General features: G+C 38.1%; 16 protein-coding genes. 6 read left to right on the forward strand and 10 right to left on the reverse strand.

The window, feature by feature from the left end; translation table 11 throughout:
- Window positions 1-2: 2 nt before the first annotated feature.
- The 5 genes from K322_RS0103780 (at window position 3) to K322_RS0103800 (ending at window position 9,803) form a co-directional block, all read left to right on the forward strand.
- Window positions 3-1,784, forward strand: a complete 1,782-nt coding sequence (locus K322_RS0103780; protein WP_026625690.1) for a RagB/SusD family nutrient uptake outer membrane protein — start codon at window positions 3-5, stop codon at window positions 1,782-1,784.
- Between the two features lie 18 nt (window positions 1,785-1,802).
- Window positions 1,803-5,036, forward strand: coding sequence for a SusC/RagA family TonB-linked outer membrane protein (locus K322_RS0103785; protein WP_026625691.1), 3,234 nt, complete (start codon window positions 1,803-1,805; stop codon window positions 5,034-5,036).
- Between the two features lie 39 nt (window positions 5,037-5,075).
- Window positions 5,076-6,869, forward strand: a complete 1,794-nt coding sequence (locus K322_RS0103790) for a RagB/SusD family nutrient uptake outer membrane protein (protein ID WP_026625692.1) — start codon at window positions 5,076-5,078, stop codon at window positions 6,867-6,869.
- Window positions 6,870-6,906: 37 nt separating this feature from the next.
- Window positions 6,907-8,790, forward strand: a complete 1,884-nt coding sequence (locus tag K322_RS0103795) for an arabinan endo-1,5-alpha-L-arabinosidase (protein ID WP_026625693.1) — start codon at window positions 6,907-6,909, stop codon at window positions 8,788-8,790.
- 149 nt (window positions 8,791-8,939) lie between these two features.
- On the forward strand, window positions 8,940-9,803 hold the full coding sequence (locus K322_RS0103800) for a nitroreductase family protein (protein WP_307986723.1): 864 nt from the start codon (window positions 8,940-8,942) through the stop codon (window positions 9,801-9,803).
- 29 nt (window positions 9,804-9,832) lie between these two features.
- On the opposite strand, the gene K322_RS0103805 is transcribed toward K322_RS0103800, so the two are convergent.
- The 7 genes from K322_RS0103805 to K322_RS0103840 all read right to left on the reverse strand — a co-directional run bounded on the left by K322_RS0103805 (window position 9,833) and on the right by K322_RS0103840 (window position 17,377).
- On the reverse strand, window positions 9,833-10,408 hold the full coding sequence (locus tag K322_RS0103805; RefSeq protein WP_026625695.1) for an RNA polymerase sigma factor: 576 nt from the start codon (window positions 10,406-10,408) through the stop codon (window positions 9,833-9,835).
- Window positions 10,383-10,730, reverse strand: a complete 348-nt coding sequence (locus K322_RS18455; RefSeq protein WP_051290615.1) for a hypothetical protein — start codon at window positions 10,728-10,730, stop codon at window positions 10,383-10,385. Before K322_RS18455 ends, K322_RS0103805 begins: the two co-directional genes overlap by 26 nt.
- 164 nt (window positions 10,731-10,894) lie before the next feature.
- On the reverse strand, window positions 10,895-11,269 hold the full coding sequence (locus K322_RS18460; RefSeq protein ID WP_084158504.1) for a hypothetical protein: 375 nt from the start codon (window positions 11,267-11,269) through the stop codon (window positions 10,895-10,897).
- A gap of 619 nt (window positions 11,270-11,888) precedes the next feature.
- The gene (locus K322_RS18470) at window positions 11,889-13,394 is read right to left on the reverse strand and encodes a PepSY-associated TM helix domain-containing protein (protein ID WP_051290616.1); all 1,506 of its coding nucleotides are present in this window, start codon (window positions 13,392-13,394) and stop codon (window positions 11,889-11,891) included.
- Window positions 13,391-13,702: a hypothetical protein gene (locus K322_RS0103830; protein ID WP_157279380.1), complete on the reverse strand. Its 312-nt coding sequence runs from the start codon at window positions 13,700-13,702 to the stop codon at window positions 13,391-13,393. Before K322_RS0103830 ends, K322_RS18470 begins: the two co-directional genes overlap by 4 nt.
- Window positions 13,703-13,947: 245 nt before the next feature.
- Entirely contained in the window at window positions 13,948-15,195 is a 1,248-nt protein-coding gene (locus K322_RS0103835; RefSeq protein ID WP_026625698.1) for a hypothetical protein, read from the reverse strand.
- A 28-nt stretch (window positions 15,196-15,223) separates the two neighbouring features.
- A complete protein-coding gene (locus K322_RS0103840) occupies window positions 15,224-17,377 on the reverse strand; it encodes a TonB-dependent receptor plug domain-containing protein (RefSeq protein ID WP_026625699.1) in 2,154 nt (717 codons plus the stop codon).
- A 107-nt stretch (window positions 17,378-17,484) separates the two neighbouring features.
- On the opposite strand from K322_RS0103840, the gene K322_RS20125 reads away from it, so the two are divergent.
- Window positions 17,485-18,489 (forward strand): helix-turn-helix domain-containing protein, encoded by a 1,005-nt coding sequence (locus K322_RS20125; RefSeq protein WP_051290617.1) that lies wholly within the window; start codon window positions 17,485-17,487, stop codon window positions 18,487-18,489.
- Between the two features lie 48 nt (window positions 18,490-18,537).
- Here K322_RS20125 and K322_RS0103850 read toward each other — a convergent pair whose 3' ends face one another.
- The 3 genes from K322_RS0103850 to K322_RS21120 all read right to left on the reverse strand — a co-directional run bounded on the left by K322_RS0103850 (window position 18,538) and on the right by K322_RS21120 (window position 22,735).
- Window positions 18,538-20,268 (reverse strand): ABC transporter ATP-binding protein, encoded by a 1,731-nt coding sequence (locus tag K322_RS0103850; RefSeq protein WP_026625700.1) that lies wholly within the window; start codon window positions 20,266-20,268, stop codon window positions 18,538-18,540.
- On the reverse strand, window positions 20,261-22,030 hold the full coding sequence (locus tag K322_RS0103855; RefSeq protein WP_026625701.1) for an ABC transporter ATP-binding protein: 1,770 nt from the start codon (window positions 22,028-22,030) through the stop codon (window positions 20,261-20,263). Before K322_RS0103855 ends, K322_RS0103850 begins: the two co-directional genes overlap by 8 nt.
- A gap of 96 nt (window positions 22,031-22,126) precedes the next feature.
- Window positions 22,127-22,735 (reverse strand): TetR/AcrR family transcriptional regulator, encoded by a 609-nt coding sequence (locus tag K322_RS21120; RefSeq protein WP_035331251.1) that lies wholly within the window; start codon window positions 22,733-22,735, stop codon window positions 22,127-22,129.
- Window positions 22,736-22,825 lie beyond the last annotated feature (90 nt).

The following is a 22,825-nucleotide window of genomic DNA, read 5'->3' on the forward strand; positions in this document are numbered from 1 at the left end:
ACATGAAGAAAACATTTATATATATACTATCTGTCCTTAGTATTACTTGTATCACGATGTCTTCCTGTGAAGATGCTTTCGGCGGATTTTTGGATAAACAGCCAAGTAACGAACTTACCGAAGAAGAGGTGTTCAGTGACTGGAATTTGATGGTGGAATTTCATTATGATACTTATAACTTTTTACGTCACGGAGCCTGCCGAATAAATAATTCATGGCTGGATGCAGCTACGGATCTTGCAGAAACAAGTTATTCTACTGGAGGTGTACGGTCTTCATTCAATATAGGAAACTATTATGGATCCGCAGGTGCAGCGGAGCTTACCGGCACATGGGAACATTATTACCGTGGAATACGTAAGTGTAATATGATTATCAGCCGTATAGACAGCGTGCCGAAAGAACCGGCATTGAGTGACAGTAAATACAAAGAAGATAAATTAAATTATACATCTGAAGCTCGTTTTCTGCGTGCATTTTTCTATTGGGAATTATTTCTCCGGTATGGTCCAATTCCTATAGTCACCGAAGTCCTTGATCCGGATGGTGATCTGTTGAGCAATTATACAACCCGTCCGACAGTGAAAGAGTATGTGGTGGATTTTGTTCTGAAAGAACTGAAAGAGTGCGAACCCGGCTTACTTTCTTATACCAACGCATGGAACTCAAGTCAGGCTGGGCGTATAGGTCAGCCTATGGCACGTGCCCTTTATTCACGGATAATGTTGTATATGGCTAGTCCCAGATATAGTACCGATTCGGGTATTACATGGCAGGAGGCTGCTGATGCCGCAAAAGGCTTTATTGATGATTACGGCAGCAACTTCAGTTTATTTACAGCAACTGACGGAAGTGGAAATACATTAGGGAACGAAGCTTATACAAATGCTTTATTAAGAACTGCTTATTCGGGTAATAATAAAGAAGTTATTTTTTACCGCAATGATGTGGTTGTAGGTTGGAGCAGTATTCAAAACGATACTCCGGTGGGAGAAGGAGGAAACGGAGGTCTGTGTCCCTCTCAGAATCTTGTAGATATGTATGATATGGCTGATGGGTCTTCTCCTTTTTCTCAGTATGATGCGACAGGATCTCCGGTATATGGCAGTGGAACCTCAACTCCGGTTGTTAATACAGCCAGTGGATACAGTGATGCTAAGCCATGGGCAAACCGCGATCCCCGTTTATCGGCATCTGTCCTTTATAATGGAGTGGCATGGGGAAATGGTACAATAAATGTGGTTCTCGGTCAGCGTGATAATCCTACGGGTAATACCAATGCTACACCTACAGGTTATTATGTACGGAAATATATTCCGGAAACAATTTTAAGTGCCGAGCATTCTCAGACGGCATACCGTTTATGGACATTTATCCGTTATGCTGAAATATTACTCAATTATGCCGAAGCACTAAATGAAGCTCAGGGACCTAATGCCACAGTTTACGGTTTGCTCGATCAGGTACGTCTCCGTGCAGGTATTACAGGAAGTGTAGCCAATCGCAACGATCTCACGTCTTCTAAAGATAATATGAGAAACTTTATACATAAAGAGCGTACAATAGAGTTTGCATTCGAAGAACACAGGGCATGGGATGTTCGCCGCTGGAATGTGGCAGTAGAAGCTTTGGCACGTCCTATTTATGGAGTAAATGTAAGTTCTGACGGAACTATTACTCGTAAAATAGCGCAGAGCAGGGTTTTTGACGAAAAGATGTACCTCTATCCTATACCTGAAGGAGAAGTTTGGAAAACAGGTATTGAAAATAATCCGGGTTGGTAATCCTTAAATAGAATACATATGTATACAAGTATATATAACATAATAAGCAAATTGCCCCAAAAAGGAAAATATTTGTTGGTTGGAGTTCTGATGTTAGCTTGCTCCAATATCTGGGCTCAGGAGGCCGGAGTGCTTAAAGGGCGCATTCTGGATGCCGAAGGTAAGCCTATTGCCGGAGCTGTCGTGAATGTTGCTGAACAGAGCCGTATTGTTCTTTCGGATGAAAACGGATTCTTCTTTCTGAAAAATGTAAAAGCCGATGATGAATTATGTGTCAGTTGTATCGGTTATAAAAATGCCACAGGGATAGCCGAGTTTGATAGCGATTTTACAATCACAATGGAGGCCGATCTGGACGAATATCTGCATACTATGCCTGTACCTTTTGGTCGTAAACCCCGAAAGTTTATGACTGAGTCCACCTCTGTAGTAACAGGGCAGGAGCTTCAGAAACACCCGATTACTGTACTGCAAAATGCTTTGACCTCCACCGTGACCGGAGTTGAAACATACGAATGGTCGAGCGAACCGGGATGGACGGAAACAGCTATGTATATAAGAGGATTGCGCACCATGAATAAGAATGCCCGCAGCCCGCTTATTATAGTGGATAATGTCGAAAGAGACCTTTCTTTTCTTGATGCATTCCCTATAGAAAGCATTACCATACTGAAAGATGCTGCAGCGACTGCTATTTATGGTATGCGTGGAGCCAACGGCGTTATTCTGGTAACTACCAAGCGTGGTGAGGCTGGAAAAACAAAGATAGACTTTACTCAGGAGGTCGGTTTCCAGATGTTAAGCAATAAAATGGAAACACAGAATTCTTATAATATGGCATTGACCCGTAATCAGGTTAGATACTTGGATGGGTTAGAACCGATGTATACTGATAAACAGATTGAAATGTACCGGAGAGTGTCTTCTGGTGAAAAACTGACGGGTATCGATCAGTATAAATATTTTAATACAAACTGGTTTGACGAATTATATCGGGAAACAGCTCCTTTGTATAAAACCAATATGCAGATTAGTGGGGGAAATGCTCGTGCTAAGTATTATGTATCGTTTTCTTATCTGAGGCAAGAAGGCATGTGGAATGATAAATGGACAGAGTACAACGATGGTTACAGTACCCAACATGCTTTGAATCGTTACAATCTTCGTTCGAATCTGGATATAGATGTTAATAAGTACCTTAATGTGTCATTAGATTTGGGTGGACGTATTGATAATATAACTCAGCCGACTACCGGTGTATTCAGCTTAGTTACTTTTGGAGCAGTAGAAGCAAACCCAATGGAACCCGTTTATACTCCGGGAGGGCAGATATACTCCTCGAATACAGCAAACAATCCGGCACGTTTGCTTGCCTCGTCGGGACAGGAAAAGAATCGTCGACGCAATTTATATTCGACAGTCAATATTACAGGAGACTTAGGAGCATTAGTCCCTGGTATTAAGGTAAATGCTATGGTTAGTTTCGACTCTTATGATGTATTCGAATCCACACAAACCAATAGTATTAACTCTTATTCCTATGATTATGCTAATGCTGATGTGACCGATCCCTCAGGATTTACCTTGACACGTATGACTTCATTTTCAGCATTGTCCGATCCTTCTGCTGTGGAACGCAGTAATTATTATAATGTCAATTTCAATACTGGATTATCGTACGATCATACATTCGGAAAAAATAGTATAAGTGCCCGTGCTTTTTTTCGTACATATCAGAACACAGTCAATCTGATAGAGAACTCAGATTATACAGGTCAGTCGTCTAACCGCTATATGTCGTATAATGGACAAGGTACTTACATTTATGATAATAAGTATATATTTTCGGGCAATATATCCCGTATGGGATGCGACAATTTTGCACCTGATGGTCGTTGGGGAACTTTCTGGGGAACATCTGTGGGTTGGGTTGCATCTGAAGAATCCTGGTTGAAGAATAAAAATATAAGCTTGCTCAAACTTAGAGCATCCTATGGCAATTCTGGACAATCTACCACAGGTGCTAATCGATATCCGTATCAGAATACATACAGTTCGGGAACAGGATATAGCTTTGGTACTTCAAATTCGAGTATCAGCGGCGTATATGAAAGTTTAGCCGGTAGTTATAATAATAAATGGGAAATCTCGGATATGTTGAATTTGGGATTGGATTTTGATTTTTGGAATAAGAAACTTTACGGATCATTCGATGCATTTAAAGAATGGCGGTCAAATATTCTGGTAGATCGTTCTACTATTCCGAGTTTAGTAGGGGTTTCGGTTGCTCAGGATTCTTATGGAAAGGTAGAATCCAAAGGTTTTGAGTTGACTTTAGGACATCATGGCAATATCGGTAAATTCAATTATTTTGTAGAGGGCATGCTTACCTACAACACAAATAAAATAACAGAGATGGACGAAACCGAACCCAATGTATCTTGGCAGCGTAAAACCGGAGGACGTATTCGTGATTATACTTCTGTTGCAGAACTATACGAAGGTTCATTTTCTAATGGAGTGGGAGGTTGGAACATTTATAAATTCGATAGATGGGCAGCCGATCCTAATAGGGTTGCTACAAGCTTGCAGGATGCCATAGATCACCCTGAGAAATATCCTTACAATACTGCATCGAACGGTTCTCAACAATTGGGTACGGCTGTCTTTAAAGATTTGAACGGTGACCGCCAGATAGATTCGAACGATATGATCCCTGACAGCTATACTATAATTCCGGATCTTATCCCTTCTGTAACTTTCGGATTTGAATATGCCGGATTTGATGCACGTGCTATCCTTACTGCTTATCTCAATCGTTCCGTATTTCTCTCTCCTTCGCTTAGTTATTCGGGATGGAGTAATATGGGAACTCATGAGGTTACTAAGGCATGGGGATATTATAACGATGATCCTACCGACCCACGTAATATTAATGCTAAATATCCCCGTCCTACATACGGAGGATTCAATTCTATTGATAGTGACCGAAGTACAGGTACTTATCAGAATGATATCTGGATTGTAAACGGTGACTATCTATCGTTGAGGAATATCGAAATAGGTTACTCTCTTCCTAAGAAACTTATCGCTAAGGCTAATCTGACCAAATGCCGTTTCTACTTTAGCGGATATAACCTGTGCAACTGGAGCCATCTTCCGAAAGGACTTGATCCTGAAAAACCGATGAGTTATTGTTGGTGGTATCCTAAAACCCGCTCATTCTCATTTGGTGTAAATATCAGTTTCTAATATCGAGACCTTAATTCATGAATAAACAAGGAACATAATATGAAAAAGATTGCAATATATATAGCTTCCATACTGTTGTTGGGGGCAAGTACCGGGTGTAATGATTATCTCGACAAAGAGGTCGATCTATCACTGTCAGATGAGCAGGTATTCAGCAGTTATGAAAATACACGTGGATTTCTGGCGAATGTTTATACTTATCTTCCGGATGCTTTTGCCGGATATACTAATGGTCAGTTTTTAGCAGCATCACGTGATTGTATGACCGACAATGCGCTGTCGTTTTGGGATGTGCATTATTATCACAGTGTGCTGACCGATAGTTATTCGGCTGCCGATCACCCCTTCTCTAAGACTTTCTGGCCAAATGATTTTAAAGCTATACGGGCAGCCAATCAGTTTATGAAAAATGCAAGACAGACGGTGGTTGGTAATGCCGAGAAAGAAGGAGATGATAATCATCTGTATGAGCGTTATGTAGCAGAAGCTCGTCTACTTCGAGCAATATTTCATTTCGATATTGCTTGCTGGTTCGGAGATGTGCCTATTATCGGCAATGATGAAAACGGTCAGCCCATTGTATTTGACCCGAGTGATACCGAAGGTATGAATATGGCCCGTACAAATTGTGCTGATGCCTTGAAATGGATTGCCAATGAATGTGATTCGGTCATAAATAAGCTGCCGTTTCGTTATAGCAATGAAGATGAAAATTGGGGACGGGTAAATGGAGCTACAGCTTATGCTCTTAAAGCCAGAGCCTTATTATATAGAGCTTCGGCTTTGAATAATACAAACAATGATGTTACTTACTGGCAGGAAGCAGCAACGGCAGCACTTGCATTTATAACAAAGAACAGTAGCCAGAGTGATCCATATAAATTGTATACGACCAGTGATAATAATTCGAGTAAGAACTATTACGAGTGTTTTGTTACAACTCCGTATTATAATGATGAGTATATTCTTACCCGTTCGGTTTGGAACACATATCAGATTGAGTTGTTTCTTGCTCCTTGCGGATTTAGTGGAACGGCTAGTTCTACAGGACGTACAAATCCGACTCAAAACCTGGTGGATAGTTATGAGACCATAAACGGACTACCGATAGATCAGGATCCGACTTATAACGATCAGAATCCCTATGCCAACCGGGATCCCCGTTTGGAGCAGACTATCCTTCATCATGGTTCTACATGGGGTGACCCTTTGCAGGAAGAGCAGCGTAAGGTAGATATATCTTATCCAGATGGGTTAGATTATCAGCAGCTGCATGGAGGAACATTGACCGGATATTATACGAAGAAGTTTTTGAATAATATGTCCTTTAAGAGTCCTTCAACTTATAATCATGCCTGTCCGATATTCCGTTATGGTGAAATTCTACTTAATGCTGCCGAGGCTATCAATGAGGCATATGGTCCAGATCAGGCTTATCAGTATGTAAATCAGGTTCGTGCCCGAGTAGGGATGCCTGCTTACAAGGGAATGACTAAAGATCAGCTTCGGGAACGTATCCGTAACGAGCGTCGTATCGAATTTTGTTTTGAAGATCATAGATTCTTTGACGAGCGTCGCTGGAAATTGTTTCAGGGACAAACTGTAAGCACTGAAAAGAGCCTGCCCCGATACAAACAGGTGTATAATATTTATGGGGTGACCATTACTCCTGATGCTTCTACAGTGTATACATACGGATCGGCACAAAAGCACCCCACAAGGGCATTTAACAGTCCGAAGAATTATTATTTCCCTTTACCCGAAACTGAAGTTAAAAAGGCTCCGAATCTGAAACAGAATCCGGGATGGGAACTATCTACTTCAGCTGAGTAAATAATGTCAAATGGAGAAAAATCTAAAAGGAAAATATATGAAACTCTATAAATGGTTTGGCTTGCTGATTGGCTGCATAGTTCTTTCGGCGGCATGTAGTGACGATGATAAAAATTTCGGGGAGTTAGGGGTGACTATAGAAACGCCAGTAGCTTCCGATACTACTTCGTCTTCGATACAATTGAAGGCGACATTGGAGGTTGCAAATGATGTAGTACTATCGAAAAGGGGATTTTGTTATAGTACTAACGAAAATCCTGATATTTACAGTGCCACAGTGGTAGCTGATGGAGATAAAATCTTTGCTGCCACTATTGATGGTCTGCTTGTGAATACCACTTATTATATCCGTGCATTCGTTGTTTTATATAATGGAGGAGTAGCTTATTCGCCTCAGATAGCAGTAGCAACGGGGCAAGGAACATTGGAAGAACAATTGGCTCAATATAAAGCACCGACTTATCTTGATAATTATGCGAGTATTTCGGCTTGGAGTATGCGCAGTCAGTGGAATTTATCTAATGTGCATGACCCTACGGTGGTATTGGCAGATGACGGATATTACTATATGTATCAGACCGATGCTTCGTATGGAAATGCCCATACAGCCGGAGGGCATTTCCATGGGCGCAGATCGAAAGATCTTGTAAACTGGGAATATCTTGGCGGAACTATGAAATCGTTACCCAGTTGGGTTGTTCCGAAATTGAATGAAATACGAAAAGAAATGGGCTTGAGTGCTACTACCGGGGAAGGCGATTTCGGTTATTGGGCTCCGTGTGTACGTAAAGTCAAAAGCGGATTGTATCGGATGTATTATTCGATTGTGTGTCCCGGCTTATTGAATGGTGAAGGCACATGGGGTGAGCGGTCGTTTATTGGGCTCATGGAAAACTCCGATCCTTCGAATAATGACGGCTGGGTAGATAAAGGATATATAGTAACTAACGCTTCGGATAAAGGTCTCAATTTTAATATATCATCTACAGATTGGGCTAATGCTTATTATAAGTGGAATGCTATTGATCCGTCTTTTATAGTAACTCCGGCAGGAGAACATTGGCTGATCTATGGATCATGGCATAGTGGTATTGTTGCGATGCAGCTCAATTCGGATACAGGTATGCCCAAACAGACACTAAGTGTTCCATGGGCAGAGGGCAAGGCACCCGAAGAATATGGCACTCTGATATATACCCGTGGGGCTGGTAATCGCTGGCAGGCGAGTGAAGGTCCGGAGGTTGTTTACAATGTCGAGACCGGATATTATTACCTCTTTATGGCTTACGATGCATTGGGTGTTCCTTACAATACAAGAGTAGCCCGTTCGAAAAGTATTACCGGTCCTTATCTGGGTATAGACGGAGTAAATGTTACTGGTGGAGGGGATATCCTTCCGGTAGTAACACATCCTTATAAATTTTCGGGCAGTGATGGTTGGGTAGGTATCTCGCATTGCGCTATATTTGATGATGGAAAAGGTAATTGGTTTTATTCATCGCAAGGAAGACTTCCCGAAAGTATTGATAATACGATCATGCTTGGGCATGTGCGAAGTATGCGTTGGACGAAAGACGGATGGCCGTTGGTTATGCCGGAGCGTTACGGAGCTGTTCCGAAAGTAGCTATAACCGAAGACGAATTGGTCGGTAATTGGGAGCATATAGATATGTCATATAGTTATGGCAAGCAAAAAGAATCGTCTGTGATGACACTGACATCAGACCATAAAGTATCTCTTGGAACATGGAAGGATGCTTCGTGGAGCTATAATGCAGATACCCAAGTGCTGACTGTCAATGGTGTAGAGTTGTATTTACAAAGAGAAGTGGACTGGGAGGCTGTACCCCGCACTCACACCATTGTGTATGCCGGATATGGAAGTAATAATAAAACATATTGGGGAAAGAAAAGTAAATGATAGTGTTAAGTATTTGATCTAAAAAAAAATGATATTTATTAAAAGAGCCGACTTTAAAAAGCCGGCTCTTTTACTTTTTATTTAATGTTCTTATTATATTTGTATGGAAACTGAAAGACTAAAAACTGCATTTAAGGGAGAATCAGTAAATGATAACCATAGATATTGAAAAAGAAAGCTGCATAAAGTGTGGTAAATGTGTAAGGGTATGCCCTGCTTATATTTTGACGCAAGAAAATCCGAAAGATGAAATCGGACGGAGAAACGTTCATACTTGTATTGCTTGCGGGCATTGTGTTGATGCTTGTCCGACAGACTCTGTCATTCATTCTGAATTTCCGGCTCAAAAAGTTCATGTCCTTAAAAGGGACATTCTGCCAGATCCCGATCAGTTAATGGAGTTGCTTAAAGCCCGTCGGTCTAACAGGGCATTTCTTTCGTCAGCAGTACCCGAAGAATATTTACGGCGGATTGTAGATGCTGCCCATCTTGCTCCTACCGCTAGCAATGGTCAGGAAGTGTGTTTTACTGTTGTGACCAATCCCGATTTACTGAAAGAAATATCGGAGATTACAATCAACACATTCGAATCTACGGTTAAAAAAATATCAAACCCTCTTATCAAGCCTATTTTAGGATTTATATCACCCGAGGCTAAAGGTGCTGTTCCGAAATTGAATGCTGTAATAGCGAAGCAACGCAGCGGTATAGATGCTATATTACATGATGCAAAAGCAGTTTTATTTATTCATACTCCGGCATCTAGTAACTTTGGACGGCAGGATGCTAATCTGGCTTATCAGAATGCATCCCTTATGGCTGAAAGCTTAGGTGTATCCCAATTTTATACAGGTTATGTTTGTATAGGAATTGATCTTGATAAGAAGAGAAAACTGAGTCAATTATTGAACATCGAGGGAAAAATACATGCAGGTATGGCTTTATCCATGCCCGCTTTCAAATTTCAGAAATATACAGAGCGTAAAGAGGTAGACCTTACTTTTTTGTCTTGAAATATAGATGCAAAGTGTAAAGATGAAGTTTATTCGTCTGATAAAAGTTCGTTATAGAGTTCTTTGAGTCGTATACGCAAATGTTTAGTGGCATAATGCTTACGAGACAGCAATGTATTTACTGAAACACCGGTGGCTTCGGCAACTTCTTTAGCTGATAAACCGTCTATCTCCATAAGTTCAAAGGCTTCCTTTTGTTCTGGAGGCAATTCTGACAAGGCAAGTTCAAGCTCATCCCAGACCAAAGAACGCATGTATTCAGTTTCGGGGGATGGGGATTCTTCGTTGAATAAAAATTCAGCAAAGTCCTGTAATACTTCTTCTCCTTCATTAGTAGAATATATTGGTAATTCTTCTTCTGTTTTTTTCTTACCTCTGTTAATTATTGTATTTCGTGTTACTTGATATAGCCATGCTGAAACCTGTTCGATCGGATTAAGAGTTTCATCTACAGTTTTTACCAATTGAAGAAAAACATCCTGAAGGATATCTTCTGCATCGGCTTTGTTGGATACTCTTTTTCGAATAAAAGCTTTTAACTGAGGTTCGTTTTCGGAAATTAGTTGATTGATATTTTGATTATTGGTCTTTTCCTGATTCTTCATACATTGCTCTATCAAAAAATTGCCTGTTCATCATGCCGAAACGTCTTCTTTTTTCTACAAACTCTTTTCGCTGTTCGGGAGTCATTTGTCTCCAGCGTTTGTGAATAGGATTCTCTCTGTGATGAAAAAAGCCACCTCTACCTCCAAATCCTCCGAAAAGGATACGTGAAAGAACCCATAAGCCTAAAGCTTGCCAATAATTAATGACTGTCAATCCGAATATAGAAGGTATCAGCGAATTCCACAGCAGCATAACTACCAGTCCGGCAATTCCTAAAATTAATATTCCTCCTAATGAAAATTTAAGAAATCTAGCTTTCATATTATAAATAATGAAAAGTATTTAATGATTATATATAGTAAATGAGTGTAAGATGTATATTAACTTATTTACTGATAGATAAATAGGTGATCGACCTTGTTTTATTGAGTTGATAGAAAATCGGAAGGCTAATTTAACTAACCTTCCGATTTTTTTATTTGTTGTTATTCAGCTGATTCATTTTGGAAGTGTCCTCTTCCGTGAAATCCGAAACCCGATTCGAATCCATGATGGAAAAAGTGTTCCTTCATCATTGCATGCCGTTTTTCGAATTTACTTTTCAGGTCTTCAACAAATTTTGCTTTTTCTTCAGGTGTTTTGCTCATCCATTCTTCGCAATGAGCATCAATATGTTCAACCGAAAAAGGATTTCTGTCGCAATCTTTACCTTCTTTGAATGCAGTGATCCGTTTATTGACCATTTCTAGTTTTTCATTGTCCGGCATTTTTTCCCATTCTTCAATAAGTTTTTTTCTGTCATCAGCATCAAAATGTTTGTTTCCGAAGAAACCTTTTCCAAAAAAATCTTTGGTTATCATATTATTATAAGTTTAAATGTTTTTATTAAATAATTATCAGAGTGCACTCTCTATTAATGCAGACAACCGAGACTTAAAAATATTTTACGTGTGATCAAAAAAAATATATTTTAACGATTAATAAGATCTTCTTTCTGACCCGAAATACCATGAAATTGGCATGTACTAATGGTGATAATACTATACTTGCCACCAATATAAAGTAAGTTCCCCAGGCATATCATTTGGTCTTATCTTTAAAGAACTGATACATTAACCACATACCCGGCAAATATAAAGGGGCAGTCATAGCAGTAATCAATGCACCGAACATCAGCCTTTGCGTTGATCCTTCTAACATTAATGTTGCAAACTTAATATCAACATTTGCTGTATATTTTAGCGAAAATAGAGGGTAATCGTCAGGATTTACTTCAAATCCGGCAACATACATATCTCCTATAATCCAACAAATTGCAGTAAAAATAGCGGAAGCAAAAGCCCATTTTATTTTGTCTGATAATTCATTTTGTGTCTTTATGTTATTAGCTCATATCAATCGACATATCTTCCCATAATATTATCATCAGTAGATTATAGAACGTATAACTTATCTGAAAGAATACATTGGAAGATCTAATCAAAATTTACAGATATGGGAGAATATTAAGTAAGCGATTAAATAAATAATAAAAATACCTAGCGACCAAGCAAAATATTTCAAAATATATCTTTTTCCTTTTTTGAATGGTACTAAAAATAAAAGATTAAAAATGAGTACGATTAGAGCCACTATGAAATTTATGGTGGCTAAAAAGCTGCAAAATATAACAGCGAAGCAGGCCGGCTGCCAAACTATTCCAACCAATAATCCATACAATCCACCTGAAAAGAAGGTAATGGGTAAAATCCACAGAGCATATACAAAACCTTTCTTTATTTGACCGGAAAAGAATTTCCATACATTCACTTTAAGAAGCTCTTGTACCTCATTTTTCTTGAATACTTTATCTTTGTTTTTTTCCAGATATTTTTTTCGACCGGTATATCTCGGCCACCAAATAAAAAATCCGGTGATGGTTAATATGAGAGGAATCAACCCCCCGATTAATGCCGATATGCGAGTTATTATTCCTCCAAACGAACCATAATGGATAGGTTGTATCCACGATAGATAAGCATGAACCACATTGGGTAAATCAGTTTCAGAATTGAAAAGTATTTTACCCGAATATTGATCAACCGTAGAAAGCACCTTTCGCCCCTCAGCCATTTTCGAAGGACTTTGCGCATTAATTAAATATGCCCCGGTAGAATCCTTCGGAAAAATAATGGCTGTGACTGTAGCATTGGGTTCAACCTCCTGAAAAGAATCTAAGATATTAGCGAGTGGAAGTGATTGTGCCTCTACCGAATAATTCGATTTTGCACCAAAGATATTCATCAATATTTGAGGCGAACTTCCTGCAAACATAAACATCAGAGGTAAAATCAATATATTGAGCACAAAAACACATCCGCTTAATGAAAGCATAGATACTACAGGAAAAGTAAATACTCCCAGAATATTGTGCCACGAGCGATTCTGTTGAGTAAACGAAGACGAAAACTTTACCGTAAGAGACGATTTTATCTGCTTTATCTTTTTAGGAAGCCATAATCGGATACCAGTAATAGATAAGATTAATAATATTAATGAAGCTGCTCCTACAATATAACGTCCGACACCCGGGATCATCAGTGAACGATGGATATCCATCACAGAACCCAGAAAACGACCAAAACGAGGGCGCGAATCAAGCACTTCCCCTGTATATGGGTTAATAAATACCTCTGTTTTATAACCATCCTTCAAAATTCGATAGGTTGGATGCTCCGATCCTTTATTAATCATAATTGATTCGGCACCCAGTTCCGGATAAAGTTTCTTTACGAGAGGCAAAATTTCGCCATAGTCTTTATACGTTCCGTTTGCCTGAACGGTAAATAACTCAGGATTCATTTTCTGATCGATTTCGTCCTGAAAAACAAGAATACTACCCGTAATCCCGACTACCGAAACTATCAATCCGGCAATTAATCCTAAATAAAGATGCCACTTGCCCCACCATTTACTTTGGTGGCTTGCCCATTCCTTAATAGTCATACTACCTGTTCTTTCGCTATTTTAGCATGCTTCCATAAAGTTAGAGTAAGCAAAATGTTAGTAATTACAATTAACGATAATAAAACAACCTGAGAAAGATTGAAAGGCTTTTCAACGGCAATAGCCTCTATCATATGAGCAATATTTAGTAACAAGAATAAAATACTCCAGACTAAAGCGCTCCATGATAGCACTTTTGATGAAAAATTCAAGAATAATACCGATAGGATGAAAGGTGAGATTGATACTAATATTGTAAATATATGTATGCCCAAAGGAAGAACACCACCGGCGTCTACAATATCCATGCTTTTTCCATAATAAATTTCGAACTGATGTAACGAATTGTGTAGAATAAAACAAATACCGATTAATAACCAGTAAAAAATTATTTTAGTTGTTGTATGCATGTCTGTTATTTTATAAATGATTTATAATTACTCTTTGAGTTAATGATATGAGGGTATTAACAGTTGTCTGTATTATTACAGACCTTTAATACCCTCATTATATTGATGTGCTAAAATGCAGAATGGTAAACTGATAGCAGCTATTAATCAGCTTTTACTACAAGTTTACAAAATCCCCATACTACTCCACCCGAAGCTACATTGAAGGCTTGTGTAGCTGTGTTGTTATCACCCAGAACATAATAACCGTTTTGATCTGAATTATTTACAACTCTAAAGTAAACTTTGTCATCAATAGCAGTTATAGCTTGTGCACACTGGAAAGGATAAGTTGTTAAAGGGATATTTGATATTTTGGTCGGACCTCCAGCAATATTTTCTTTATCAAACGAATAGTAGCTATACGATACATCTGTTAATAAAGAAGTGAAAGCCAGTGCCTGAGAGCTCATTAATGTATATAATTTATTGTCTTTTACACAAACAGTGCCAAAAGATGTTCCTTTTGTATAATCATCAGCTTTAATAATCCAATCACTATCAAAATCACTAGATCCTTTTTTGATTCGTACAATTGCCGATCCGTTAATAGCTCCGGTTGCACCAAAGCCGTGCGAACAAAAGTACAATGCGCCATCATCTCCCAGACTCCACATCTGATTTTCATTTCCTGGATATCCGATATAGCTGATACCTTCGCGACGGATTGTTTTTTCATACTTTCCGGTAGCAATATCAACTACAGCTAATTGTACAAAACCTAAGGGTGTGTTTGTGAAAAAATTCCCTTTTTGTTCGCCTGTATTAGAGAAAATATCTACATATAACTTGCCTTCTTTTGCAGTAATAAGAGATGTTCCTACATCCTGATAACCATATTGTGTATCACGAATATCGCTCAGATCTACATCTCCTGTACGAGCCATTGTAGAAGGATTAAATTTTTGTATTTTTAAAAGACTTCTATCGGCATCTACATAAAAGCCGAGAGTATCATTATAAATATAATAATTAGAATTAAGTCCCGAAGAAATTCTTGCGTCTTCAACAAGGTTTCCTGATGCATCAATAGAATATCTGATCAAATCGTCTTTACTTTGGCTTGCCAAGCTTGAGCGTTTAAATACCCATTTGCTGGCACTCTTCATTCCATTGGTTTGAATAGCCAGTGATCCGGTTTTGATATTATCAATGCTACCCGAAGGTATTTCTGTATAAGTGGTTGCATAGCCAACATAAGGAGATGCAGTCATATCTCCGGTTAGCAAAACATAATAATTGGTACTGTTTTCTTCTATCGCAGGAGTGTCGTCATTATCAGAACAAGCTGATAAGAATATTCCTGCTAAAAAAAGAAGAAGTAATGAGTTTATTTTTAAATTTTTACGCATTATGGAATTTATTTAAATTAATAAAATGTTAATTAATAGCAAAACTTATTTTTACATGAGCGCTGCGTCCTGCATTCTGAATGCGGTAGTTATCATATATTGCAGCGTCAAAAATATTTTTCATTTCAAAACTTAGAGCTAAAGTGCCTGCTCTATTCAATTGCCATGTACATCCTATACTATGTAAGTTCTGATCAGGAATTATTAATGCATCGACATTTACACCGGGTTTTCCCCATAAGCCTAAAAATCCGTCAGGTTCATATTCTTTTGGAATATAATTCAGGTAATATTCTCGAACAAAACCATAGTTCCAGTAAACAGATAGCTGGTCTTGCTTTCTTAATACATTATTGAAGAAAATATTTGCGCCTAAATTTGCAAAAAAATAGGGGGTATTACGAAGTCTGGCTCCTTCGTAAGCAGCGTCCGATTGTCCGAAAAGTCGAAAATCCTGATAAGTGAAATTACCGTTGATCTTCAATCGGCGAAAAAAAGTATACGATGCATCGAATTCCATTCCCAGTCCTTTTACTTTATTTACATTCTGATACTTTCCCGTAACTCCGGTATTGATCAAAAGAATAAGATCGTATGTCCGACGATAGAATAAATTCAGATCGGCAGTAAACGAAGATGGAGTAGAGTAGTATGCTCCTAAATTAATGTTGTAGCTGCGTTCGGGCTTAAGTAAGAAGTTGGCTTCGATAAAAGATCCATCACCGAAAAAATCAGACTGTTCGGGTAAGCGAACTGTTGATTCAGCCGAAAGTCGAACGAAAGAATAATTTGAGAATGAATATTTAAGGGCTTCACCTATTCCAAAACGATCCGTAGATTGTTTATCCCAGCCCTCTTCAGCAGACCCGTAAGACCCGCTATATCCTTTTCCCTTTGCACTAAAATATTTTAGTAAGAGATTGTTAGTTAGCTTTCCCTCCATGAAAAAAGATTTTAAGCCCAGAGCCAGGATTAGCTTTTCGTATTTTGCAGGAGTCGACAAAACATCTTCTCCGGATTGGGGATAGGTGTCGCCAAACGGATTAGAACCTGTACGTGTAATTTGAGAATATACAATATTTAATTCAGCTTCGTGCGATGGATGAAACCGATAAGAAGCATTTGTTCGCGAAATAAAGTTTTCGTATTGAAGCTTTGTTAAGCTGCCATCATTAGTTGCTTCTCCATTCCGGGAGGGCACAGATGTGAAATTGCCATACCAATCGTAAACACCTTTCACTGTATCGGTATAATTTGAGTGTAAAGTATTGTATACTAGAAACTGGTCGAACTTGAGTCGGTTATCGAACAATTTCTTTTGGTATCTTAGGGTCGGAACTACAGAATGCGCTCCACTTGTGACTTTACCGAAAGGGGTATCCATGGTTACTCCATAGTTATTATCTCTGTCGATATTGAAATATGTTAAACCGAAACGTAACTCATCTGCCCACCTTTGATTACGAATTCCCCCAAATAATTCACCGTATACATTCGAAAAGCTATAATGGAACAATGGCAGTTTTTCGCGATGACTTACCGCCGTTTCCGAATCCACAATAGGTACAGATACTTTATAGTCGTTATCCGAATGATTATAGAAGAAATCTCCTCCGATAAAATATTTACCGGAAGCATCTGTTACAGACGTTCGCAAAGATATGCGGTGGGTGTTAAAGGAGCCATACTGATAAGACATATCTAAATTTCGGGGAGAGCCATCCTGACGGGTTACTATATTTACACCACCGCCTAGCGCATCGGCACCCAAAGCAGTCGGTAAAACACCTTTGTAGACTTCAATGCGGTCGATTTGATTTATAGGAACAAGGGAAAAGCTGAAAGCCGATCCTAAATAGTCCATCGGAATACCATCTTTAAAATATTTGATGGCTTTTCCTTCAAATCCATTCATCATTAAGTTTACACTAGAGCCCAACCCTCCTGTTTGTCGTACCCTTAATCCCACTGTCCGGTTCAGAAGCTCCGATAGATTAGCTGTTTGTACACTGACCGATTTAACATCAACAACTGTTGTCTTAATCGCTTGCTGTTCTATTATTTTAGATTTTGAAGCACTTGTTACTGATACTTCATTCAGATTGACATTTTTGACTGAGTCATTTTGGGCATACACACCACCTGTAACAATAAAAACCATAGCAAATAAAAGAAATCTCATTCTTTTTTTTGTATGTAAAGTTAGCCTCCAAAAAGCGGGAGGGATATCGTCAGACGGATTATCAATAACGTCAAACGGATTTTTTATATTTGCATAAAATATATAAAATGATGAAACGGGAATATAATAATAAAGATGAGTATTTAGTAGAGAATATTCCGCACGATTATAGTATAAAAGAACATATAGAAGACTCTTTTGTTGAGTATAACAGTTCGTTAAATGAAAATAATATATCAGGAATATTCAGAAAGATAAAAATTAACGGAATTTCTATCGATTATATTGATGTGAGGCATAAAGGCCCGATAGAAATGGATGTTAAACAAGATGGCGATCATCTGGAAATTTGTTTTGAATTGGATGGGCATAAACATTATGTACAAAATAATGGAGATTGTTTGGAGACCCTTAATGGTCGATATAGTTTTTTCTATTTTAAAGAATTAGATGGGAAACTTTCATTCTTCCCCGAAAATGGAAGTAGAAGATGCATCGAAATAGAATTGTCTATTGCTTTTTTGACTAGATTGCTGAACAATGACCTTAGTGTATTGGGTGAGTTTGGAGAAAAGTTACAGAAAAAAGAAAATACTGTTTTTATTAATAACTCTACGATTAGTTTACCGATGAGAAATATTCTGAAAGAATTAATCGTTCCATCGCAGAAATTATCAGGTGTATTACGAAAAATAGCAATAGAATCACTAATCAATGATTTGATTTTGCTTGTAGTTTTACAGGTAAAAGAAATGTCGCATAAAACCTTAACGATTTCATCATTGTCACAGGATGATATTAATAAGATATACAAGGCCAGAGAAATTATCATGGAAAAGATTGATGATCCTTGCTCTCTGATTGAATTGGCTCGATTATCCGGTATAAATGATTTTAAATTGAAGAAAGGATTCAAGGAGGTTTTTGGTACAACTGTATTTAAATATTTGTTTGACCAACGAATGGAGCGAAGTAAAACTCTTATTCTGGATGAAAAGTACACAATTTCAGAGATTGCATTTATGATCGGATATAAAAATCCGGCACATTTTACAGCTGCATTTAAACGAAAATTCGGATACCTGCCTAGTGATTTAAAGAAGTTTTTTTGAAATTAATCAATAAAACGAATATCCGAATTCCTTAAGTTATATGGTAAGCTATTTCTCTATTTGCATCTTTATCATTTTTGCAAAAATTCCATTTTGTTCTTTCAATTCTTTGGGTGTACCTATTTCAGCAACACCGCCTTTGTCCAATACCACAATTTTATCTGCATTCGCAATGGTTCGCATACGGTGAGCAATGATCAATACCGTTTTATTTCTTACTAAAGATGAAATCGCAGTTTGTATTTTAGTTTCATTCTCAACGTCGAGTGAAGCTGTAGCCTCATCCAGTAAAACAACAGGTGCATCCTTCAACAAAGCACGGGCAATAGATACTCGCTGACGTTCTCCTCCCGATAAGGTTTCTCCATTCTCTCCTATAACAGTTTGATAGCCTTGTGGCATTTTTCGGATAAACTCGTCACATTGGGCAAGCTCTGCTGCTTGTATCACGTCTTCATCGCTCGCACTTCGCCTCCCTATTCGGATATTGTCCATTATGGAAGCATTGAAAAGAACTACATCTTGAAAAACTACTGAATAGTTTTTTAATAGAGTTTCGGGTTCGACAAGACTAATATCTTGTTTACCTAGCAATATTTTGCCTGATTGAATGTCCCAGAAACGAGCTGCAAGTTTGGCTGCTGTGCTTTTGCCGCTACCCGATGGACCAACCAATGCTGTAATTTCACCTTGTCGCGCTGTGAAAGAAATATCTTTCAATATCAGCTTACCCGATTCATAAGAGAAAGCTACATTTTTAAATTCAATATTATAATCGGATGGATTAAAATCTGTCACGCCCTGTTGGATCGGCAATGCTTCCATTTCATTCATCCTATTAATGCGGATGTCAAGATAAAACAAAGCTGCCAGATTGTTAAACACTTCCGAGACTGGACCATATACCCGTGACCCTATTACCATAAAAATAAGATACGCAAACAAATCGACATCCCCTGTTGCCAATAACTTAGCACCAACAATAATAACACTGGCTAGTCCCAGTTTCAATAGGCTTTGTGCTCCGTTTACAAGTACTCCTGTCATCAATTCGCCTTCTGTTTGTGTCTGCTCATATTTATTGATTTTCTCATTTAAATTTCTGAGATAATCTTCTTCCTTATTGTAGGATTTTATTTCCTGAACCGCTTCCAAGCCTTCTTGTATATGTTCGCTTACATTCCGCTTATGCAAATAGCTATCTCGGAAATCTTTTCGCATTTTCTTTTTTGATATAAATAGAATGGCAAAGGCTAATGGTACAACCCAAAATAGAGCCAAAGACAATTGCCAATTGTAGAAAAACATTCCGATAGCAATAAGTATAATACTGATTATAGATGCAAAGAGTTGTGGCACAGCATGAGAGAATGTATGCTCCAAATCTGTACAATCGTCCATAATAGTCGATGTCAGATCTGATAAATTCTTTTCGCCAAAGAAAGCCAATGGAAGTTTTCTTAATTTTTCGGCTAATGATATGCGGCGGTTAGCACTCTCTTCGTATACACAGGTAAAAGTGCTTTGATATTGCCAAAGAGCTATAATATACATGACCAGCATAAAAGTAAGAGCTACTGCAATATAATAAGTTATTCCATGTATTACACTGTCCGATGAATTGAGTATAGGTCGAAGGTAATCTTCGAGAAAAACAAAAGTAAATACAGCAGGCAGCATCAATGCTATATCCAACAGTGTCGTAAAAAATACTCCCTTACAAAAATCTTTAGCCCCTTTGGTTGATAGAGCAAAACGTCGTTTTATTATTTCAAGCATTGTATGTTTCCTTTCCTATTGTCCAACGAACTGATTGTTGGTATTCGTTCCACATTTTTAAATATATTCCTTGTTTATCCAGTAAATCTTTATGTGTGCCTTGCTCTGCTATTTGTCCATTATCAATAACAAGAATCTGATCAGCATCAACAATGCTGGTCAAGCGATGAGCAATTATTAATACAGTTTTTCCTCTTGTCAATTCTTTCAATGCCCTATGTATCAAGTGTTCATTCTCAGGATCAGCAAAGGCCATTGCCTCGTCCAATACTACAATTGGAGCATTTTTCAATAGCGCCCGAGCTAAAACAATACGTTGCTGCTCTCCTCCTGACAGGTAAGTCCCCTCTACTCCTATTTTCGTTTGTAGTCCTAAAGGTTGTTTGTCTATTATCTCCCGACATTGAGCCATGTCCACAGCTTGGTTTACCTCATCCATTGTAGCATCCGGATTACCATATCGGATATTGTCGAACAGAGTGGTTTTGAAAAGTTTTGTATTCTGAAACAGAAAAGATATTTTATCCATCAAATCTTCTGGAGTAATATCTTTTACATCGATTCCTCCGATGGATACTTGACCTTCAGCCGCATCCCAAAAACGAGGAATAAGGCGGGCAATGGTTGTTTTCCCGCTCCCCGAAGCTCCAACCAAAGCTACTGTTTTGCCTTCGGAGATAACAAAATTTATCTCATCGACAGCTGTTTGCTTAGCATCGGGATAAGTGAATGAAACTTTATTAAATGCGATATCGTATTTTCCCATTTTTTTCGGATTGACTGAAATAGGTAGAGACGCAAAAGATGTCAGGTTATCAAGTCGTTCCATTGCTTCGTTCGTTTGTTCAAAAGCCTGCTCCAAATACATACTTTTCATTATACTTTGAGAAAAAACAGGAGTTACCAACACATACAAGAAGAAGTTGAGTAAAATAGTAGTATAGTCACCTGAATAACCAATCAATAAAATAGATATCGGCGCCAAAAAGAAAACAAATCCGTTGATAATAACTGTATATATTGACATCGGATGCTTCCACATAATAGTATAACTATATACCATCTGATTGTAACTCATAATTGCCTGATGAAAATTCTTAAACGAGTAAATTGTCTGCTGAAAGACTTTGACCACTGGAATTCCTCTTACATACTCTACTGCTTCGGTGTTCATTTCTTCGAGCGAAGTCATATAGCTTTTCATGAATTGCTGGGATTTGCAACCCATCATAGATGTCATAAGCATAAAAGAAATTATAATGGGTATCACACATGCGATTCCAAGCTGCCAGTCGAAAATGAAAATAAAGATAATAGCCACAACCGGAATTATTATTGTAGCAGCAAGATCTGGCAGCTGATGCGCCAGAAAACCATGAGTAATACTTGCATTGTCATCTATTATCTTTCGGATACGGCCACTGGTATTGCTATCAAAGAATCCAAGTGGCATTTTTATCACTTTTCGCATAGCTTCACTCCGTATGTTAGACTCTACTCTGAATGCTGCAAGATGCGATGACATCAGAGCAGCAAAGTATAGAATAACACTTCCGGCGGCTGATCCGGCAGCCCACCATGCATAAATTGTCACATCTTCCCCTGAAATACCTCTCGTTTCCAAAAGATTTTTGGCTATAAGCCAAATAAAAATAAAAGGCAGCATACCCGCCAATGCACTGAATGCTGAAAGCACCATGGAGATAGGAAGAAGTATCTTCCGGCTCCCCATGTAATGTTGTAATTTTTTTAATGTATTCATACGATCATATTATATATTTACTAAGTTAAGTTTAATCAATAGCGAACAATGTTCTATTTTGTTCAAAAAAGAAGGGAGGCCATCGTTAGCCTCCCTTTATATTCCTGTTAATTCGCGCCATCCGGCAATCTGAAACCGAAAGTATTCTCTGAAAAATTCCCTGATCTTATGTTTTTCCATATCGTGCGTTACAATTTCACCTACAATACTCACCATAAATGCACATAGGGTATGAGTAAAAAAAGACGAAACCTCCTGTACTTGCGGATAATAGTTCTTCACTATTGCTTTGTGATTATTCGAAACGTCGGTAAGATACTCGGTAAGAGTTTCCCTAAAATTTTCCATTGTTGAACCTTGCGAGTAAAAAAGTAAAAGCCGGATTTCTTCCTTATACTTTATCAGCAATTGTATATACACATCCACAGTTTCTTCCTGATAAGCACGGGTAGACATAAAATTGAAGTCTATATACTTTTCTGTATGTTTGTCTTTTACAAAAGCAAACAAATCATCTCTGGCAGGTGATACAATTTCAAGAAATATTTCATCTTTATTCTTGAAATAGTTATAAATATTGCTCAATCCTACATTTGCATCCTTTGCAATAGTACGCATGGATGCATCTTTAAAGCCTCTTAGTATAAACTCCTTTCGGGCGGCTCGTAGTATAGATCTATATTTATCGTCTTTTAATACCCTCATTTCAATAGAGAACAATGTTCATTAATTGAATCCAAAATAACAACTATGAACGAAATAGTACAATCACCATTTCTTGGTATTTTAACTTAT

Source organism: Indolivaga capnocytophagoides DSM 22835 (genome assembly GCF_000426485.1).
GTDB classification, from domain to species: domain Bacteria; phylum Bacteroidota; class Bacteroidia; order Bacteroidales; family Dysgonomonadaceae; genus Dysgonomonas_A; species Dysgonomonas_A capnocytophagoides.

Excerpts from the sequence above, each read along its gene's own strand:
- K322_RS0103780 (WP_026625690.1), top strand. The coding sequence starts at position 3 with ATGAAGAAAACATTTATATATATACTATCTGTCCTTAGTATTACTTGT.
- K322_RS0103785 (WP_026625691.1), top strand. The coding sequence starts at position 1,803 with ATGTATACAAGTATATATAACATAATAAGCAAATTGCCCCAAAAAGGA.
- K322_RS0103790 (WP_026625692.1), top strand. The coding sequence starts at position 5,076 with ATGAAAAAGATTGCAATATATATAGCTTCCATACTGTTGTTGGGGGCA.
- K322_RS0103795 (WP_026625693.1), top strand. The coding sequence starts at position 6,907 with ATGAAACTCTATAAATGGTTTGGCTTGCTGATTGGCTGCATAGTTCTT.
- K322_RS0103800 (WP_307986723.1), top strand. The coding sequence starts at position 8,940 with ATGATAACCATAGATATTGAAAAAGAAAGCTGCATAAAGTGTGGTAAA.
- K322_RS0103805 (WP_026625695.1), bottom strand. The coding sequence starts at position 10,408 with ATGAAGAATCAGGAAAAGACCAATAATCAAAATATCAATCAACTAATT.
- K322_RS18455 (WP_051290615.1), bottom strand. The coding sequence starts at position 10,730 with ATGAAAGCTAGATTTCTTAAATTTTCATTAGGAGGAATATTAATTTTA.
- K322_RS18460 (WP_084158504.1), bottom strand. The coding sequence starts at position 11,269 with ATGATAACCAAAGATTTTTTTGGAAAAGGTTTCTTCGGAAACAAACAT.
- K322_RS18470 (WP_051290616.1), bottom strand. The coding sequence starts at position 13,394 with ATGACTATTAAGGAATGGGCAAGCCACCAAAGTAAATGGTGGGGCAAG.
- K322_RS0103830 (WP_157279380.1), bottom strand. The coding sequence starts at position 13,702 with ATGGATATTGTAGACGCCGGTGGTGTTCTTCCTTTGGGCATACATATA.
- K322_RS0103835 (WP_026625698.1), bottom strand. The coding sequence starts at position 15,195 with ATGCGTAAAAATTTAAAAATAAACTCATTACTTCTTCTTTTTTTAGCA.
- K322_RS0103840 (WP_026625699.1), bottom strand. The coding sequence starts at position 17,377 with ATGAGATTTCTTTTATTTGCTATGGTTTTTATTGTTACAGGTGGTGTG.
- K322_RS20125 (WP_051290617.1), top strand. The coding sequence starts at position 17,485 with ATGATGAAACGGGAATATAATAATAAAGATGAGTATTTAGTAGAGAAT.
- K322_RS0103850 (WP_026625700.1), bottom strand. The coding sequence starts at position 20,268 with ATGCTTGAAATAATAAAACGACGTTTTGCTCTATCAACCAAAGGGGCT.
- K322_RS0103855 (WP_026625701.1), bottom strand. The coding sequence starts at position 22,030 with ATGAATACATTAAAAAAATTACAACATTACATGGGGAGCCGGAAGATA.
- K322_RS21120 (WP_035331251.1), bottom strand. The coding sequence starts at position 22,735 with ATGAGGGTATTAAAAGACGATAAATATAGATCTATACTACGAGCCGCC.